Origin of the sequence: Micromonospora sp. HM5-17, assembly GCF_003762835.1 — a bacterium.
GTDB lineage: Bacteria > Actinomycetota > Actinomycetes > Mycobacteriales > Micromonosporaceae > Plantactinospora.
The window spans coordinates 98,806-117,462 of record NZ_RJWA01000005.1; the positions used below are offsets into that span (position 1 = coordinate 98,806).

Sequence of the window (18,657 nt, forward strand, 5' to 3'; positions counted from 1 at the left end):
TCCTCGCCGCGACCGGAGCCGGGAGGTGACAGGGTGCCGAGACCGCGTGAGGCGCTGCTGAGCCGGGAGCGGATCATCGCGGCCGCCGCCGCGCTGATCGACGCGGAGGGCCTGGCGGCGCTCTCCACCCGCCGGCTCGCCGCCGAACTCGGGGTGCGGGGGCCCTCCCTCTACCACCACTTCGCCACCAAGGACGAGATCCTCGACGCGGTGGCGGACAGCATCATCGCCGAGGTCGACGTCTCGTTCTTCGGCACGCTCGACTGGCGGGAGGCGCTGCGCCGCTGGGGTCTGTCCTACCGGGCGGCCCTGGCCACCCACCCGAACATCGTTCCGCACCTGGCGCGGGGGCCGGGACGCCGACCGGCCGGGCTGGCGATGGCCAACGCCGTGTACGGCGGGCTGGTCGCGGCGGGGTGGCCGCCGGCCCGGGCCACCCACATCGGCGCGCTGATGCGCTACTTCGTGACCGGTTCGGCGCTCGGCTCGTTCGCGAGGGGGTTCGTCGAGGACCCGGACGTCTACGGCGAGCGGTATCCGCACCTGCACCAGGCGCACCGCCTCGCCGAGCACCAGCGCAGCGTCGACGAGGGCGCGTTCGTCCTCGGCCTGGAGGCCCTGATCGACGGGCTGTCCCGGACGTACGAGCGGACGGTCGGGCCGCTGCCGCCGCTGGCCGCCGGCCGGCCGAGTTCGTCGGATTCGGAGTAGTCGCGATCACGCCGACGCCCACTTATATAAGTTCACCCTGATACACTCCCAGCCGACGTCCGGGGCGGACTCGCCGCAGGTGCCCGGACAGCACCACGACCAGCGAGAACAGGAGCGTACGGGTGGACATCGTCGACGAGATCAACGCGATCCACCGGGTGGTCGGACGGGCGGAGACCCCGGCCGGCGAGGCCCGGACAGTGCTGCTACGCCGCACCTACGACGCACCGGTGGAGGACGTCTGGGACGCCGTCACCAACCCCGAACGGCTCCCCCGGTGGTTCCTCCCGGTCAGCGGCGACTTCCGGGTCGGCGGCCGCTACCAGACCGAGGGGAACGCCGGTGGGGAGATCGTCCGGTGCGAACCGCCCCGCCTGCTGCGGGTGACCTGGATCTACGGCGAGCCGGTGGAGGGTGGGTACAGCGAGGTCGAGGTCCGCCTCTCGCCGGAGACGGACGGCACGACCGTGTTCGAACTCGAGCACATCGCGGTCACCGACCCCGAGCGCTGGACGGAGTACGGCCCCGGGGCGGTCGGGGTCGGCTGGGACCTGACGCTGCTCGGCCTGGGCCTGCACCTCGCCGGGCGCACCATCGAGGACCCGAGGACCTGGGAGCAGTCCCCGGAGGCCCGGGAGTTCGCGACGCTGAGCAGCAACGCCTGGGGCGCGGCCGCGGTGGCCGGCGGCGAGTCACCCGACGACGTGGCCCGGATGGTCGCCAACACCACCCGGTTCTACGCCCCGGAGCCGCCCGCCGGCCCGGCGGCCTGACCGTACGACACCTGCCTGACCGTGCGGCACCTGCCTGACCGTGCGGCACCTGCTCGACCCCCGCACCAGCGCACCGTCGTCATCCGCGACGTCACGCTCACCCGGCCGGGCAACACCGTGGCCGGACCTCATCTGCCGTTCCGTGGGGCGTACCCACCGCCGCCCTCCGGGGCTGTGCCCGCCGCCACCCGGCAGACGCGTCGGGGCCACCGGCCGGAGAGACCGGTGGCCCCGACCGACTACCCGACCATCAACCCGGGACAGCCCGCGCGGCTCGACGGCCGCGGGGCGCCCACCGGCCAGACCGCGGCGCTCACCGCGGTTTCGCCGAGCGGAGCGGGTACAGGTCGAGCAGGGTCTGCTCCACCCGGTTGCCCGCGTCGTCCCACGCCACGGTATGCAGGCTCACCGAGGACGCTCCCCGGGGGTGGTTCACCGTCACCTCGTACCGGCCGTCGCCGCGGGGTACCGCCAGCACCGGCAGCCAGTGCTCGCCCCGGTCGTAGCTGACCCGCACCTGGATGCCGCGCAGGTGCGAGCGCGGCACGCCCGCCTGCTGGTACACCGAGAGACCGATCCGGCCCACGCCGGGGGCCTGCCCGGAGTTGTCCAGCCGTACCGCCCGGCCGAGGTCGTAGCCGAGCAGCAGCACCCGCTCGACCCGGCAGGGCGCCACCGTCGTCTCGCTCGCCCGGCAGGTCTCCCAGGTGGGGCCCTCGTAGCCGGTCGGCTTCTGGGACCGGAACTCCCAGATGGTCTCCGACTCGCTCGGGTACGACGTGGTGGGCCTGGGCGCGGTCCCGCCGACCACCCGTAGGGTGTAGCGGTACCGGGCCGGGTCCGGATACTTGGTCAGGTCCCAGTACGGCCCGCCGGGTAGCTCCTGCCCGTTGCGGTACAGGTGCGCCTCGTAGTGGGTGTTCTCGTAGTTGAGCACGTCGAGGGCGGGCCGGCCGACGTGGCTGCCACCGCCCGTGGCCTCCCAGACGAATGGCAACAGCCCCTCGCTGGTGCGGCAGAAGGCGCAGAGGCTGATGGTCGGGGCCACGGCGCCCAGCGGTCCGTCGAGGAACTCCGGTGCGCGGTACCCGCCGTAGCCGGCGGGGGTCATCCAGTCGGTCGTCTGGTGGCGGGCCTTCGGGTACACGTCCATCGCCCACTCCCAGGCGATCGGCGTGAGAACGTCGGCATCCATCTTGTCCCGGTCGCTGACCAGCGTCCCGTGCACCGAGGTCGTCCACAGCACCCGGGACGAGACCGGCCCGACGTAGTCGGTGATCTCCGCCGGTCCGGCCAGGAACGTCGACCCGCCGAGCTGCCAGCCGTCCGGGTCCACGCTGTACGTGTTGCGCTCCACGTCGCTCGGCGCCTGCCCGTGGTACCGGCTGGTGACCGTGGCGAGCTGGTGAGCCCGGACCGAGTGGGTCTGGTCGGGGCCGATCCGCCCGCTGTTCTCCTCGAAGCGCAGCCGGTAGGTGTAGCTCGGCGCGGTCCGGGCCCGCAGGTCGACCCGCACCGGCCCGCGGCTGGTCAGGCTGCGGGCGGTGGCGGCCTCACCGGGTCCGAGCACCAGCACCGGCAGCGGGGAGGTCTGCGGTGTGGCGGCGCCGCTTCCGGAGTCGAACACCAGCGGGCCGAGCCACCAGGGCAGTCCCTCGGACACCGACGCGATGGCGGCGACGGCGCCGGCGTCGCGAAGCCGGGCCAGGCTCTGGTACAGGGTCGACTCGGTGGCGTTCACGTACGTGCCGGTCCGCCAGTCGGCCTGGATCAGCGCGACCCGACCGCGGACCCTGGCCCGGGAGATCGCCTCCGGGCTGCCGTCGCCGGCGTCGACGAGGTCGACGGTCCGGTCGAGGGAGAGCTTCGGCTCCTGGAACTGGTACTGCGCGTAGTTGATGTCGAAGGTGTGCCCGCCCGGCCGGGCGACCCGCATGCTCACCAGGTCCTCCGTCAGGTCGAACTGCGTCGCCACCCGCAGGGTGCCGATCGTGACCCGCCGGGTCGGGGTGATCCGGAAGGCGATGTCGCCGTGGTAGGCCCAGACGGCGCCGCTGACGAGCTCGTACTCGCCGTGGTCGGCGGTGCCGCGCCGGAGCGAGAGCCAGATGTAGTGGGTCTCGGTGGGCTTCGGTGTCTCGGCGGCCACCGGTACCGCGGTGGTGGCGTCCAGCACCGTCTCAACGTTCCGGTCGCGGACCACCACCTCCGGGTCGACCAGTTGCGTCACCGTGTGCGCCCCGGTCACCGGGTCGTAGGTGTAGAACGTGGTCGACACCAGGTAGACGCCGTCGTCGACCCGGACGTCGACGTAGGGCTCGTCGCCCCGCTCGACGGCGATCGGCTCGGCCGACTCGTCCACCCGCGCCAGCCACAGCACCGAAAAGTCCGTGTACCGCGTCCGCTGCGCCCATCCGGCCGGCGGAACCAGCCGAACCCGCACGACGTGCTGGGGCGGCTGGAGGTACAGGCCGATCGGCAGGTGCAGGACCTCGTCGTCGGTGCCCGCCGCGCTCGCCCGCAGCACTCCGGAGTACTGCTTGGCGGCCCGGTCGGTCGGGTCGACGGTCACCCGGACCTCGGCCGAGCCACCCGCCGGTACGGTCACCCGGGCCGGCTCGACGGTCAGCGCGTCGGTGGCCGGTCGACCGTCCGGCCCGGTCAGCTCGGCGGTGAGGTCCAGGGTCGCGGTGGTGGCGCCCTGGTTGGTCAGGGTGACGGTACGGGTGGCCGGCTCACTGTGCGGCCATTCGAGGGTGCCGAAGTCCAGGCTCGACGGGCTTGCCAGGACCTCCTGGCGGATCGCCCGGGCCACGTCGATCCGGCCGGCGCCCTGCTCGTACACGCTCAGCTCCGAATTCCACACGGCGGTGCTGGTCAGCGCCGTCTTGAGCTGCGGCGCCCGCCAGTCCGGATGCCGCTGGGCGAGCAGCGCCGCCGCACCGCTGACGTGCGGGGTCGCCATCGAGGTACCGGACAGCGAGGTGTGGTAGTCGTCCACCGGACCGTCACCGGGCACCGACGAGGTCAGCGAGGTGCCGGCGGCCCGGGCCGCGACGATGTTGACGCCGGGTGCGGTGACGTCCGGCTTGAGCCCGTTGCTGCCGGTCAGCGGACCGCGGGAGGAGAAGTCGGCCAACCGGTCGCGCTTGTCGACGGCGCCGACGGTGAGCGCCGCGGCGGCGGAGCCCGGCGCCGACACGGTTCCCGGGCCGTTGCGTCCCGCGTTGCCCGCCGCGATCACGAACAGGGCGCCGGTGCGGGCGGTCAGCTCGTTCACGGCGAGGCTGGCCGGGTCCTGACCGTCGCTGGCACCGGCGCCGACGCTGATGCTCACCACCCGGGCGCCGCTGGTGGCGGCCCACTCCATGCCGCTGATCAGGCCGGACAGCTCGCCGCTACCGTCGCTGCCGAGCACCTTGCCGATCAGCAGCCGTGCTCCGGGGGCCACGCCCCTGTAGCGGCCGCCGGACGCGGCGCCGCTGCCCGCGACCGTCGAGGCGACGTGCGTACCGTGTCCGTTGCCGTCCGCGGCCGTCGGCTCGGAGGTGAAGTTCGCGGTCCCGGCGATCTTTCCGTTCAGGTCCGGGTGCGACAGGTCGACGCCGGTGTCGAGGACCGCCACGGTGACGCCGGTGCCGTCGTATCCGGCCTGCCATGCGGCGGGGGTGCCGATCTGCGGGACGCTCTGGTCGAGGGTCGCGTGGATCCGGCGGTCCAGCCAGACCCGGCGTACGCCGCTGGCGGGGCCGCGTACCTTGGCCCAGAACGTCTCGGTGTCCGTCTTCGTGACCTCGGTGGCGGCGGCGTGGATGCTCCGCAGCGGGCGGACGCGTTCGGTGGCCGGCAGGGCGTCGGCGGAGTACGTCAGGGCCGACGCGGGGTCCGACGCGGCCTTCGGTGCGCGTTCCGTCGCGGCGGGATCGAGCTGGACGATCACCGGGGTACGGGCGACGCGCTGGTCGGTGTACCCGTCCTCCACCAGCCGCCGTACGTTGAACAGGTCCAGGTCGATGCGTCCGCCGGCCACCTCGGCACCGGCGTCCGACGGCACCACGTACAGGTCGCCGGCGGGGGTGCGGAGCTGGCTGAACGCCACGGGCTGGCCGTCGGCGACGCGGCGGCCCGGGCGCGGGGTGGCCGCGTACCGGCCGTTGGCCAGCCGCTGCACCTCGACCGTGTCTCCGGTGAGCAGCGTGACCTGGTGGGTGTCCACAACCGGCGCCGAGGCCGGGGCCGGGGTGGGTGTCGACGTGGATGGTGTGGGCGGACTACCGGCCGCGGTGGACGGGGTCGCCGCCACCAGAACCGCGCCCACGGTGAGGCCGACGCCGAGTAGTCGGCGTCGTTTATCTGGCAGAAGCACGTTGAGCTCCTTTGATCATGAGGAGTGCTCCGTCACTATCCGCCGGACCTGTCACAGTGCTCTGGCCGTACGCTTGACACGTTCTTGACAGCGCCGACCAAGCGGCTACCGTCACCACCCGTGGAGTTCCGGCTGCTCGGCCCGGTGGAGTGTGTCGTGGCCGGCGAACGGATTGCCCTGGGCCGTCCACAGCAACGCTGCCTGCTCGCCATCCTGCTCGTCGAGATGGGCCGGGTGGTGCCGGTCGACCGCCTCGTCGAGCTGCTCTGGGACGGTGAACCGCCGCGGCGGGCCCGGTCCATCGTGCACACCCACGTGTCGCGGCTGCGGGCCCGGCTGCGCGCGGCTGGGGTGGAGCGACACGGAATCGCGGTGGAGACCCGCGGTGCCGGGTACCTGATCACCGGCCCGCCCGAGGCGGTCGACCTGCACCGGTTCCGCGCGCTGCTCGACCAGGCACGGGAGTCGACCGACCCGGCCCGCCGGGCCCGGCTGCTGCGGACCGCCCTGGAGCTGTGGCACGGCCCGCCGCTGTCCGACGTGGCGACCGGCCGGGTCGTCGACCAGATCTGTGCCGGCCTGACCGAGCAGCGGCTGGCCGCGTTGGAGGACCGCGTCGAGGCCGAGCTGGCCCTCGGTCAGCACCGCCAGCTGGTCACCGAGCTGACCGACCTGGCCGCCCGGTACCCGCTGCGCGAGCGGCTGGTGGGCCTGCTGATGCTCGCCCTGTACCGGTCCGGCCAGCAGGCACGGGCGCTGGCCGCGTACCGGGAGACCCGCCGGATGCTCGTCGACACGCTCGGCATCGAGCCGGGCGCCCCGCTGCGCCGGCTCGAGCAGGCGATCCTGGCGCAGGACCCGGCGCTCGACCTGGCCGTGGCCGGGCCCGCCGAGCCCGCGGCCCGCGGCCGGGCGGCGACCTGGCACGGCCGCCGCTCCCACCTCACCAGCATCGTCGGCCGCGACCGGGAACTGGCCGAACTGACCGCGCTCCTCACCGACCACCGGCTGGTGACCGTCGTCGGTCCGGCCGGGGTCGGCAAGACGACCCTGGCCCTGCACGCCGCCGAGCTGCTGGCCGCGGATACATCGGCGGACGCCGTGGCGGCGACGCCCACGACCGACGCCACGTCGCCGCCCGCACGCACTCCGTGCGATGCGTCGCCGGCGCCCCGCACACCCCGAGCCACGTCGTCGGCCCCGCGCGCCCCGGACCACGCACTGGTGGCGTCGCCCGCCCCGGGCATCCCGCACGGCGCGCTACCGGACTCGCGTATCCCACACGACGTGGTGGTGGTGCCGCTGGCCGCCGCGCGCAGCCATGACGACGTCGTCGTGGCGCTCGCCGACCTGCTGTCGGTCAAGGGCGCCAGCGTCGCCGAGTTGCTGACCGGCGTCGAACGGTACGTCGCCGACCGTCCCGTGCTGGTCGTCCTCGACAACTGCGAACACCTGCGGGAACCCTGCGTCGCGCTGGTGCGCCGGCTGCTCGCCGCGGACCGTCGGCTGGTCGTGCTGGCCACCTCCCGGCAACCGCTCGGGTTGCCCGAGGAGACGGTCTGGCGGCTGTCCCCGATGGCGGTACCGCCCGAGGACGGGCCGGTGACCCCGACGGTACCGGCGATGGCGCTGCTGCTGCGCCGGGCGCGGGAGGCGCTGCCCGGCTTCACACCCACCGACGCCGACCTGGCCGCCCTGGCCCGCATCTGCCGCCGGGTCGACGGGCTACCGCTCGCGCTGGAGCTGGCCGCCAGCCGACTGCGGATCCTGCCCCCGGCCACCCTCGCCGCGCACCTGGAGCACGACTTCGGTCTCCTCGCGGACGCGCTGACCGCCACCCTGGACTGGTCGTACCGGTTGCTGACCGCCGACGAGCGACGGCTGCTGGCCCGGCTGTCGGTGTTCCGGGACGGTTTCACCGCCGAGGCGGCCGAGCAGGTGTGCGGGATCGCGCCGCTCGCACCGGAGCAGGTGCTGCCGATGCTGGTGACCCTGGTCGACCGCTCGCTCGTACAACCCGACGAACCCTCCGGCACCCGACGGTTCCGGCTCCTCGAGGTGGTACGCGCCCACGCGGCGACCTGCCTGGCCGAGTTCGACGAGACCGAGGCGATGGCCGACCGGCACCTGACCTACTGGCTCGACCGGGTACGCGCCATCCACAATCGACCGTTGGCGGACGACCAGATCGCCGGCTTCACCGGGCTACGGCCGGAGCGGGACAACCTGCGGGCCGCCGGCGACCACGCGTTCGCGGCCGGGCGTACCACGGCGGCCGTCGAGCTGACCGCGTTGGTGCTGGACTTCTGGGCGGTCAACGACGGGCCCGCCGAGGTGGAACGCTGGCTGGACCGGGTCGAGCCGTACCTGGCCGACGCGCCGGGACATCTGCGCAGCCATCTCCGGTTCAGCCGCGCCTTGACGTACACCAACCGCAACGACTACGCCGGCGCCCTGCGGCTGATCCGTTCCGCCCTCGCCGAGCTGCGTACCCACTACCCGATCCTTCACGCCGAGGCCCTGATCAGCGCGACGCGGGCGCAGACCCGGTTGCTCGACCCCGCCGCGCCGGCCGCGGCAGCCGACCTGTTCGCGGCCCGGTTCGAGACGCCCGACCGGCACCTGCTGCTGCACGCCGTGGCGATGCAGGCGGAGGCGCTGATCGTGTGGGGGCGGTACGCCGAGGCCGCCGACCTGCTGACCGACCATCGGGAGCAGTACCAGAACGCGAGCCCCTCCGACACCACCCGCTGCTGCTACCTCGAGGTCCTGGCGTACCTCGGGCAGGGCCGGTTCGACGACGCCGAAGCGGCCGAGACAATGCTGGTGACGCAGGCCGACCGGCCCGGCAACTATCTGCACTACGGCAGGGTCGCCGAGGCCCGTGGGCTACGGGCGCTGCTGACCCGGTCGCCGGCCGAGGCGGCGACGGTCATCACCGGCCTGATCGACGAGCTGACCCGCCGCTACCCGCCCAGCATGTCCCGGGCGTACGTGCAGCGCATCCTGCTCGCCGAGGCGGAACGGCGAGCGGGCCGACCGACTCGCGCGCTCGGGCACCTGACGGAGGGGCTGCGGTACGGGGTGACCTGCTCCGACTACACGACGACCCTGCCCGCCGTCCTGGTCGCCGGTCTGCTCGCCGACGACCTCGGAGACGCGGCGGCCGGCCGGGACCTGGTCGGCCGTTGGGACCGCACACGTCGGGGCATCGGGCTGCCCGCACCACTCGGGCTCGCCGAACCGGTCGCCGCGCTCGGGCTCGATCCGGCGCCGGCGGTTCCTGATCCGACGTACCGGTGGAGCCTCGACGAGCTGGCGGCGCTGGTGCGGTACGCGTACTCGTGGTGCAGCGAGGGGGTCGAACGGGCGGCCGCGCCGAGCCTCGCCGGGTGAACGCCCGGTATGGGCGCCCGGGCCGGTAGCCCATCGTCCGTTCGGCAGGCCGCCCTGCGTCGCCCGCACCGCCACGGCACCCGCACGGATGCCCTGCAGCGCACCCGTGAGGTCATTCCCGACTGGTGTCGATCCCCGCCGATATCGGTCGCCCAACAATATGTTTGATAGACAGACACCTATCAACTATATTTCCGCACGCACTGCCAGACGCGAGACGCACTTCCCTCCGCAACGTCGAGATCCTGCGACACGAGGGAGGCGCGAGCACAGTGACGCCGACGCAGCAGGTCGTTGTCGAGCCAGAACGACTCAAGGGCATGTCGACGGATGTCACGCGGGCGGCAGAGTTGCTGTCGTCGGCGTACGCCGAGTCTGAATCCGATCTTGCTCCCAACGATCAGGCCGGGTGGGCGCCGCAGAAAGCGGCTGCGAAGGCGAAAGCGGTGTGGGGCGACTTCATCACCACACTACGCCGCTCGGTGTCCGGACTGGCCAATGACTTCAACACCGCAGCCGGCGAGTATGTGGGTGTCGACGAGGGTTCCGCTACCCGGTTCGGCGACATCGGTGGCCGGAGGATCCCGCAATGAGCGAGATCACCCTGGCTGGGCTGCTCGCCAGCGACCCCAACAAGTTCCACACCGCGGCGGCGGCCTGGCAGCGAATGGCGCAGCGCATCGACGACGCCGCCGAGGAGCTGATCCGCGGTACACGGGAGCTGGAGGACGTCTGGCCGGAGGGCCCCGCGTCGCAGTCCGCCCACGCCAAGACCCGGGATCTGTGCGCCGAGGTGAGCAACACCTACCCGCCGGCGCGGCGCATCGCCGAAGCCTTGGATCACCACGGGTACGCGCTGGCGCGCCTCAAGCAGCAGGCGGAGGACATCATCGCCCGGGCCCGCGCGAACGGATTCACCGTCGACCCGGCCGCCGGCACGGTGACCGCGCCGCCGGAGGCGTACCAGGGCGGTTCGGCCCCGACCACCGCGCGCGCCGTCGGCGCGGTGGTCTCCGAGCTGCAGGAGATCCTCGACAGGGTACGGCAGGTCGACAGTTCGACCGCCAACGCCATCAACGCGAACCTTCCCGACAGCAAGACTGGTTTCGGTCGCATGTCCCTGCCGCCGATCGACCGGGCAAAGCTGGAGGAGCAGTTCGGCCGTCCGCCCGCCGACGTCAAGAAGTGGTGGGACAGTCTGACCCCCGCCCAGCAGGAGCAGGCCATCCGCGACTTCCCGGAGCTGGTGGGCTGGCTGGACGGCATCCCCGCGTCCGACCGCGACGCCGCCAACCGGCTCCGCCTGGAACGGCATCTGGACGAGCTGCAGGCCTACGAAGACGACCTACGGCGGAAGATCGCCGAGCTGGAGGCCCGCGGCAGCCATGACACCGCAGCCCAGAACGAGCTGGCCACCCTGCGGCAGAATCTCGACGCGGTCGAGCGCGAGCAGAAAAAGCTCGAGCCGGTGAGGTCCACGCTGGACCGGCTCGGCGACAACGGCTTCCTGCTGGGTTTCGACCCGCAGCCCGGTGGCGACGGCAAGGTGGTCATCGCCGTAGGGAACCCGGACACCGCCCGGCACACCGCCGTATGGGTGCCCGGGCTCGGCACCGAGATCGACGACACCTCCGGCAACGTCAAGCGGGTGGAAAACATCCACAACACCGCCACCAAGCTCAACGCGGGCTCGGTTTCGACGATCATGTGGCTCGGTTACGACGCTCCCGAGCTGCTCACGGTGTTGGGTAGCGGGCGTTCCGAGCAGGGCGGCGTGGCGCTGGACCGGTTCGTCGACGGGCTGCGGGCCACCCACGACCGGGGCCCGTCGCATGTCACCGCGATCGGGCACAGCTATGGTTCCACGGTGGTGGCCGAGGCAGCGCTGCGCGGCGACGGCCTCGCCGTGGACGACATCGTCACCGCGGGCAGCCCCGGCATGCACACCGACCGGGCCGAGGACCTGCAGATCGACCCCCGGCAGGTGTGGGCCGGGCACGCCAAGGGCGACCCGGTGTCAGGTTGGGGGGGCAGCATCTGGGGCGTGCACGACAATGAGCCCAGTGACAAGGACTTCGGCGCCAACCGGTACGTGGTCGACACCGAGGGGCACAGCGACTACTGGAGGCCTGGCAGCGAAAGCCTGCTCAACCAGGCGCATATCGTGGTCGGACAATACGACAAAGTCACCCTCGAACACGGATCGGCGCCGCGACAATGAACACGACCCGTAAAGCCTTCAATACCGTTCTCCGTGGTGGGGTCACGGGGCTTCTTGCGGTGATCGCGGCGGTTGGACCCGCCGGCTGCGCAGACCAGGGAGAAGACATGCAGACCGTGCCGCAGGACGAGGCCCGACGCAAGGTCAAGGAGTACGCCGAGTCGGTGCGCGCCGCGGTGGGCGTCCAGGAGTTCTCCAACGGCAACGAGAACGTCACACCGTGCGAGGGCAAGCTCGGTGAGCTGTCGGACGAGAGCGAGGTCTACTACGTCCAGGGGACCTACCAGATCCAGGTTTCCGGCGAGCAGCACGCTGAGGCGCTGAGGAGAGCCCGCCAGGACTGGGAGAGCAGAGGCTTCACCATCAAGGGCGAGCACACTTACAACGACGGTGGGGGCCGGGTCACCGCGGTGACCGACGACGAGTACTCGCTGCAACTCGGCAGCGGCAACCCACCGGCGATGGTGCTGCTGGTGTCATCACCCTGCTACCGCACCCCGGACGCAGCCAACTGACGCCCGACGTTCCACCCGAGCACGCGCCCGGCTTCCTCGGCGAGCCGGATGGCAAGGTACGCGAGCGATTCGTCATCGACAACGGCAGGGCTGCGAGTCGGGATCGCCGGGGTGCAAGGCCACGGGCCACGGCTTCCTCCATCGCCTGAATCCGCACGGTCGTCGTGGGAGGCCGGGGCCGTGGCCCCGGCCTCCCACTGGTCAGGAGGCGAGCAGGTCGTCGATTTGGTTGATCGCCGACTTGGCGCCATCGATCACGCCCATGTCCAGCACCTGTTGCAGCGCCTCGGCCGAGGCGTACTGGCTGACGTAGGTCGCGCGCGTACCGCCGTTGTGCTCGGCGAAGGAGTAGGTGTTCTTGGACACCGGCAGGTCCGGGTTCGGCTTGAAGTCCAGGTCGGCGAAGCCGTCTTCGAAGGAGAAGCTCCGGGGCTCGTCCACGGCGGTGATCGACCAGTATCCGGCGTGCTTCGCGCCGTCCGGGCCAGTCAGGTAGTAGGTCACCCGGCCGCCGGGCCGGAAGTCGTGGTCCACCACCGTGGCCGGGAAGTCCGGCGGCCCCCACACCTTCTCCAGCTGGCGCGGGTCGGCGTAGACCTGCCAGACCCGCTCCACCGGCGCGGCGAAGTCCGCGGTGATGGTCAGGGTCATCTTGTCGGGGTCGGGCTTGGCGTCGATAACCGGCATCGTTCAGTCCTCCAGGTCGAGATCGGCTGCCAGGAGTGCGTCGACGCGCGCGACGTGGCCATGCCAGATCTGTTCCAGCTCGGCGAGCATGGTTGCCACCGACCGCACCGCCGTCACCTCGCCGCGGGTCAACTGCTCACGGCCGCTGCGTCGCTTGGTCAGCAGGCCAGCCTTCTCCAGCACGGCGACGTGCTTCTGCACCGCGGCGAAGCTCATGTCGTACTTCGCCGCCAGCGCGGAGACGGAGTGCTCCCTGGCCAACACCCGGCGCAGGATGTCGCGTCTGGTGCGGTCAGCGAGCGCGTGGAACAGGGCATCCAGGCGATCGTCGTCGCTCTCGTCGTCGATCACAGGACAGATCATACAACCGATCGGTTGTATGTTGTCAACACCGCCCCGTAGGCGTCACGCCGATCAGCACGACCAGGCACGGCACGGCGACGCCATGAGCGACGGGACCCATGCGCCACCGCCCAGAAGCGGAGCCACGCGCACGTACGACCTACGGGCCGAGCGGTAGGCAGGATCATCCGCATGGCACTGGTTCGTTAGCGGGAACCCGCGGCACCGACGGGGACACCGTCCAGGTGGAGGTGACGATCAATCCCACCGCCGACGGAAGGCGAACGGCCCGGCTGGCCGGTGTCGCGTCGCTGCCCAAGGTCGACCACGACCCCGAACGGAACCACCTGCTCGCCCGCACCGAGGGGTTTGTCAATCCGTACACGTTCGTGCCGACCCTGCCGCGGCGTGACGAGCATGGCAGTCGCCTGGCCGGCACCGGGCCGGACGACGCACCACCACCGAGCCACGGCTACCACGGCGACGGACAGTGGAGCGGCACCCTGGCCCTGACGCTGACCACCGTCACGCCGCTGCTGCTGCCGTGCTCGCCGCGAAGCAACCGAAAGACGGGATCCGGACGTTCGACGTCCGGGTAGGCCCGGACGGACGGCCGTATATTCACGGCGCCTCGTTCAAGGGTGCGCTGCGCAGCGCGTATGAGACCGTCACTGGCAGGCGGTGCTACGGGCCTACGACCTGGCCCACGAGTACCACGACCCCAACGCCACGTACTCCCGCGACAGCTCCGCCGGCAAGGGCGGGATCGTCCGGTCGCTCCACGTCCCCAGCACCCGAGAACTGCGGGAGCTGCCGACCGGCACGCTCGTCTACGTCAGGTACGACGAGACGCGCAACGAGGTCACCGAGGTCCATCCGGTCATGATTGGCCGGCTGCCGTTCGACGCCGCGCCCGGCGAGCTGCTGCACGACAGCCTGCGCCAACGATACGACTCGACGCCGACTCCCGCCTCATTGCCGCGCTGCGTGAGTGGGGCCTGGGGCTGTACAACACCCAAGGATTCGGATGGGTGAGGTAGACGGCGACGCCGCGACGCGGCCCGGGACTACTGTTGCGCAGACTCGTGGGCGCCAGCGGACGCAGCTCCCGGCCGACCGAACCGTGCCCAAGCGCCATCGACGCCCGTGCCGTTCCCTGCCGCTTGAGGTGCCCCTCAGTCCCCGACCGTGATGCGCGGACCCGTTCCCCGGTACGCCGGATCACGAACACCCGTCCGAGTCGGTGCTGACTGCGGATTGACGAAGGGCTGACCGAATCGCGGTATAGACGTGAACGCATAGGCTGATTCGTATGAATCGCTCCGCTCGGTGTCGGACCGCTCTCCGAGGATGCCCGGCGGCTAGCTCGCCGCTGGTTGGCGAAACTGCGCGGCCGTCGGGCGTTCTTGCCTTGAGGCTGTCCCTGGCACGCCGAGGAGAGGGTGAGGCATGATCTCCCCACTGCCCGATCGGTCGTCCAAGACACCCGTCTGGCAAATCGTCGTGGCCGTCATGGGTTCCTCGGCAGCTCTGCTCTCGGCTGTCTGGGGTGGTGTGGCTCTCTTCTACCAGGTCGACCAGGCGGGGCCCACTGCCGCACATCCACCCGTCGCCCACACGTCAGCGCAGGTCTCCATCTCGCCGACGAACCACCCGACTGCCAGTCCCGGTCTGGTCGGGAGCGGTGCAGACTCCGTGCGTCGCCAAGGCATCGTCACGATGGTCCGCGACGATGTCATCGACCTCGACACCGACCGCGCCGACTGGGCCGCAGAAGAAGCGCCGGGATCCACCGCGACCGACCTCGAGTTCACCGACGCCGGACCGACCCTGGTCAGCGTTCATGGCGCGGTTATGGCACTGCTTCCCGCTGACCGCACCGGCGAGCACTTCCGCGACTGCGCCACTCTCTCCTCCGAGTACGGCGGCACCCCGCTACCGGCTGAGCAGATGCGCCCCGGTGTCAAGCTCTGCTTCATCACCGACCAGAAACGCGTCGCCCTGCTTCGGGTCACCAACGTACATCGGGGGGCTGACCAGGAGCCGGAGCAGGTAACCCTCACCGTCACCGTCTGGTCTCGCCGCCACAGCGGTTAGCCGCGGCGGCTCAGGTTCACCTCGCCTGGCAACCGCGCAGGAGGTGGCCACGATATGGCCGCCCCACCGCGGGCGCCGTGTGTAAACCAGTCCCTGTCCGTCGGTCGACTGGTGTGCTCTGTCAGGATCGCGCTGCGCGTCGTGCCGGCGAGCATTTGCCACACGAGAGCCGGCCGGGACACCCGGCGAACGACACCGGGTGTCCCACGCCGCACGGCGACCCGTAGTCGAAACGGGGACGGGGCGGAAGGAGGTGCGCCGCCCGCTCTGCCAGGCCGGAGCCTCCTCCGGCTCTCTGAGCTACCGCCGTGTGCCGCACAGACTGCCGTATCCGCCCCAACCCCGCAACACCAATCCGCCGCCGGGCAATGGCTACGACAAGCCTGGTGGGCCCCACCACCGGTAGCGCTGCCTGTACGGCTGACCCGGCATCCTCCAGCGGGATCCACTCGCTCCCATCGGTGCGGAGCGTCGGCTCCACCCTGCCGGCGACCAGCGTGGAGTTCCCCGACAGCACCTGCGGCGGCAGTGACACCCGGCGGCCGTTCCTACCTGGCGGGGCCTCACCAACGACATCCGAACCGCGCCAACCGAAGGTTAACCATCATGTGCGGTGAATGCGTGACCGTCGCCTCGCCCAGGTCCCAGGGCGCCGCCTCGGTCCGGTCGCCGATGCGAAGGACGGCCTTCGGGGAGATGTCGGTGGCGGTCATACCCCCACCCCGAGGTACGTGACGTCGTCTCCGTTGGCACGGCAGCCGGCGGAATCACTGCGCAAGGACTACCCGAGCCTTCCAGACAGGTTCGAGTCATCGCACAACTAATTGATTGTCTTCGATCTCATGCCTGACCCGAGTACACGCCGGCCCGCCGCATGATCGACGCGAGCAGCGGCGATGACACCGTCACGCCGTGGACCAGATCCGGCGCCGGTTCCGGCAGCTCCGTCAGGTCCTGCTGGTACGGCTGTGTCCAGCCGGACGTCTCCGGGTCGACCCCATGCCGCCGACACACCTGCCGCACCAGCTCCGCGGGGCAGTCGGCGTCACCCAACACCACGTCCCACGGCAACGGCAGCTCGGCCCACACCCGTACGTCGATGTGCTGGTCATGGCCTTCCCGGGCGTGCCACGCCGCCACGTCCGCGGCCACCAGGGCCGGCACCTTACCCGGACAGGAGGCTTCCACGAGGTCGTCGTAGCCGAGACTGCGGGTCAGGTTCAGCCAGCCGGTACGCGCCTGGTTGAACGCCCGGGAGGCGGCGTTCCACGTCGAGGAGTCGTCCCCGGCGCGTACCACCATCCGCAGCCGGTCACGGTTGACATCGAAGCACCTCCGCAGCGCTCGAGCACACGCCGCCATCTGCTCGTAGTACCGGCCCAGCAGCTCACCGCACTCGGCGTCGCTCAACATGTCCAGCACCCGCCACCGGGTCAGGACGGACGCCAGGACCCTCGGCTGACACGTCGGCGAGGCCAGCGCCCCCTCCAGCAGCGCCTCCGCCAGGCTGTCCATCGGACGGGCCTGGCTGCCCGACGTGAACGTGGTCCGCATGTTCAGCCGCGCGACGTAGTACGCCGTAAACGCCGCCGTCGCCGGGCAGGCCATGAACTCCTCTTCGGTCACCAGATGTGCCAGTCGCGTCTTGCCGAACGCCACGGCCGCCTCGCGGTCCCGCTCCGCCGCCAACACCCCGGTGCGCTGCTGGAGATGCAGCACCGCCCGCACGGCCCGCCGGTACGCCCGCACCGACACCCCCGGCAACCGCTCCCGACGAGTCGCCGCGTCCATCCGCTTACGTGCGTCGACGTGGCCGCCCCGGTCACCACGAGCCCCGGAGGGCTTCGGCAACCGATGATACGTACCGCCGTACCAGGTCACCGGAACCGGCCGACGCCGCACCGTCGGCCGCGCCGGTCGCGGTTCCTCGTCCGGAAGACCCAGCAGTCTCAATGCCCAGCCCAGCCAGGCCCGCAGCGAGGCCGGATCCGCCGGATCCGCCGCCGGGACCGACTCCCCGACCGCTGCCGCCACCACCGCCATCGCCGTCGTCGCGGCCGCGTACGCCCGTGCCAGCCCCGGATGCCGACGCCACGCCTGCGGCATCGACGACCCGATCGTGCCGTCAACGATCTCGCCCGCGTCCTGCGCCGTCCGCCAAGCCCGCGCCCGGTGCATCAGGCCGTACAGGTCCCGTACGCCGGCGGCGCTCAACCACCGGTCGGCCCGCAACTCCACCAGGTCCACCGCGACGTCCTGCGGCAACCGGCGCTCCCGCAGACCTCGATACAGACGCCGGAGAACCTCGTCCTCGGTGCGCTCGGACTCCACCGACCGATACCCCTTCCGCATGGCCCCACAGGTCGGCGCACATCGCCTTTCGCGCGCAGCTGCTCAGGCCATTCACTCAGTATCAGCCCCACCGACTCGCCGTCCACACGATTTGGGGCTGCCGTCCATCACCGGGGCCGTCACGGTCATCGACGGCGGGTACCCAGGATCATCCTCGCGTGCGCGGGGAGCGCAACGCCGACCCCGACCTGAAGTCGGCATACAAGGGATCATCCCCGCGTGCGCGGGGAGCACGGCCGCCTGCGGGACTATCTCAACGGGTTGGCGGGATCATCCCCGCGTGCGCGGGGAGCACGTCACACCATCACACGACGGCACCTATGTTCGGGGATCATCCCCGCGTGCGCGGGGAGCACCTGACCCGCCGGACCATGCTCTACGCGCTGGGGGGATCATCCCCGCGTGCGCGGGGAGCACGCGGTCTGCATCGCCGCCTCAGTGAACAGCTTGGGATCATCCCCGCGTGCGCGGGGAGCACCGACGGGGCGGCAACTTCGCGCCGGTCGCCGGGGGATCATCCCCGCGTGCGCGGGGAGCACCGCAGGATCGGCGTGGTCAGCAAGGCTATGTAGGGATCATCCCCGCGTGCGCGGGGAGCACTCGCGGGGGATCGTAGAGGAGTGGAATACACCAGGGATCATCCCCGCGTGCGCGGGGAGCACCGGAGGACAACTGCGACACAGAAATGAGAGCGAGGATCATCCCCGCGTGCGCGGGGAGCACACTTCCTGACCTGGGGCGTTAGAGATCAAGTACTCCGATTTCCTTCACTTTGCCTTGGCGCCTTCCCCATCACCGGCGGTCGGTGGATAGGTCCCCCGCCGGCCGAACCGGCGTCGTTTGGACGCCTTGCTCCAACCCCCCGACAGCGCCGGGTTCGGGATGAACCTCTCCGTCGGTCGGCGCATCAGCGTGACCCCGTCGAAGTCGACCGGTTCCCAGTGATGCTCGTGTACGAGGAACGACAGTCTCTGCTCCCCGGGCTGCTGATGGACGAGGATTGCCCGTCCGGGACCAGCCATCTCGATGACCTTGGCCCAGAGCCGTTGCCGGATCCGCGCGTTGATGTGACCGACGTACACCCCGGCGGAGATCTCGAGCAGCCACTGGGTGAGGTGCCCGCGTAGACCTTCCGGGCAGGCGGTGAGGATGATGACCGTCATCAGAAGTCCACGTCGCCGCCGTAGTTGTGGCCGC

Annotated in this window: 15 protein-coding genes and 1 CRISPR repeat array; of the genes, 9 read left to right on the plus strand and 6 right to left on the minus strand. The window is 71.2% G+C overall.

Going from position 1 to position 18,657, the window contains the following annotated elements; all coding sequences use genetic code 11:
* Positions 1-33: 33 nt before the first annotated feature.
* A complete protein-coding gene (locus EF879_RS16075) occupies positions 34-711 on the plus strand; it encodes a TetR/AcrR family transcriptional regulator (RefSeq protein ID WP_123559425.1) in 678 nt (225 codons plus the stop codon).
* Positions 712-833: 122 nt separating this feature from the next.
* Positions 834-1,484, plus strand: coding sequence for an SRPBCC family protein (locus EF879_RS16080; protein ID WP_123559427.1), 651 nt, complete (start codon positions 834-836; stop codon positions 1,482-1,484).
* 313 nt (positions 1,485-1,797) lie between these two features.
* Here EF879_RS16080 and EF879_RS16085 read toward each other — a convergent pair whose 3' ends face one another.
* Positions 1,798-5,850 carry a S8 family serine peptidase gene (locus tag EF879_RS16085; RefSeq protein ID WP_123559429.1) on the minus strand — a complete coding sequence of 1,351 codons (4,053 nt, stop codon included), beginning with the start codon at positions 5,848-5,850 and terminating at the stop codon, positions 1,798-1,800.
* A 120-nt stretch (positions 5,851-5,970) separates the two neighbouring features.
* On the opposite strand from EF879_RS16085, the gene EF879_RS16090 reads away from it, so the two are divergent.
* The 4 genes from EF879_RS16090 (at position 5,971) to EF879_RS16105 (ending at position 11,982) form a co-directional block, all read left to right on the plus strand.
* Positions 5,971-9,246, plus strand: coding sequence for a BTAD domain-containing putative transcriptional regulator (locus EF879_RS16090; RefSeq protein ID WP_123559431.1), 3,276 nt, complete (start codon positions 5,971-5,973; stop codon positions 9,244-9,246).
* A 272-nt stretch (positions 9,247-9,518) separates the two neighbouring features.
* Positions 9,519-9,839, plus strand: a complete 321-nt coding sequence (locus tag EF879_RS16095) for a type VII secretion target (protein WP_123559433.1) — start codon at positions 9,519-9,521, stop codon at positions 9,837-9,839.
* Complete coding sequence (locus EF879_RS16100; RefSeq protein ID WP_123559435.1) at positions 9,836-11,467, plus strand: alpha/beta hydrolase; 1,632 nt, start codon at positions 9,836-9,838, stop codon at positions 11,465-11,467. Before EF879_RS16095 ends, EF879_RS16100 begins: the two co-directional genes overlap by 4 nt.
* A 107-nt stretch (positions 11,468-11,574) precedes the next feature.
* Positions 11,575-11,982, plus strand: a complete 408-nt coding sequence (locus tag EF879_RS16105; RefSeq protein ID WP_123559437.1) for a hypothetical protein — start codon at positions 11,575-11,577, stop codon at positions 11,980-11,982.
* Between the two features lie 201 nt (positions 11,983-12,183).
* Here EF879_RS16105 and EF879_RS16110 read toward each other — a convergent pair whose 3' ends face one another.
* Both EF879_RS16110 and EF879_RS16115 read right to left on the minus strand, forming a co-directional pair.
* Positions 12,184-12,669, minus strand: a complete 486-nt coding sequence (locus tag EF879_RS16110) for an SRPBCC domain-containing protein (RefSeq protein WP_123559439.1) — start codon at positions 12,667-12,669, stop codon at positions 12,184-12,186.
* A gap of 3 nt (positions 12,670-12,672) precedes the next feature.
* Positions 12,673-13,020, minus strand: coding sequence for a helix-turn-helix transcriptional regulator (locus tag EF879_RS16115; RefSeq protein WP_233604511.1), 348 nt, complete (start codon positions 13,018-13,020; stop codon positions 12,673-12,675).
* A 242-nt stretch (positions 13,021-13,262) separates the two neighbouring features.
* On the opposite strand from EF879_RS16115, the gene EF879_RS28180 reads away from it, so the two are divergent.
* The 3 genes from EF879_RS28180 to EF879_RS16125 all read left to right on the plus strand — a co-directional run bounded on the left by EF879_RS28180 (position 13,263) and on the right by EF879_RS16125 (position 15,108).
* Positions 13,263-13,610, plus strand: a complete 348-nt coding sequence (locus EF879_RS28180) for a hypothetical protein (RefSeq protein WP_233604512.1) — start codon at positions 13,263-13,265, stop codon at positions 13,608-13,610.
* An 82-nt stretch (positions 13,611-13,692) separates the two neighbouring features.
* Positions 13,693-14,046 (plus strand): hypothetical protein, encoded by a 354-nt coding sequence (locus EF879_RS28190; protein WP_233604550.1) that lies wholly within the window; start codon positions 13,693-13,695, stop codon positions 14,044-14,046.
* Positions 14,047-14,460: 414 nt separating this feature from the next.
* Positions 14,461-15,108: a hypothetical protein gene (locus EF879_RS16125; protein ID WP_148086459.1), complete on the plus strand. Its 648-nt coding sequence runs from the start codon at positions 14,461-14,463 to the stop codon at positions 15,106-15,108.
* Positions 15,109-15,671: 563 nt separating this feature from the next.
* Here EF879_RS16125 and EF879_RS27260 read toward each other — a convergent pair.
* From EF879_RS27260 to cas2e, 3 genes are all read right to left on the minus strand, one after another.
* Positions 15,672-15,821 carry a hypothetical protein gene (locus EF879_RS27260; RefSeq protein ID WP_158624187.1) on the minus strand — a complete coding sequence of 50 codons (150 nt, stop codon included), beginning with the start codon at positions 15,819-15,821 and terminating at the stop codon, positions 15,672-15,674.
* A gap of 127 nt (positions 15,822-15,948) precedes the next feature.
* Positions 15,949-17,439 carry a hypothetical protein gene (locus EF879_RS16130; protein ID WP_148086460.1) on the minus strand — a complete coding sequence of 497 codons (1,491 nt, stop codon included), beginning with the start codon at positions 17,437-17,439 and terminating at the stop codon, positions 15,949-15,951.
* 165 nt (positions 17,440-17,604) lie between these two features.
* Positions 17,605-18,183: direct repeats of the CRISPR family, unit length 29 nt; unit sequence GGGATCATCCCCGCGTGCGCGGGGAGCAC.
* Between the two features lie 44 nt (positions 18,184-18,227).
* On the minus strand, positions 18,228-18,623 hold the full coding sequence (gene cas2e / locus EF879_RS16135; protein WP_123559447.1) for a type I-E CRISPR-associated endoribonuclease Cas2e: 396 nt from the start codon (positions 18,621-18,623) through the stop codon (positions 18,228-18,230).
* Positions 18,624-18,657: the final 34 nt, after the last annotated feature.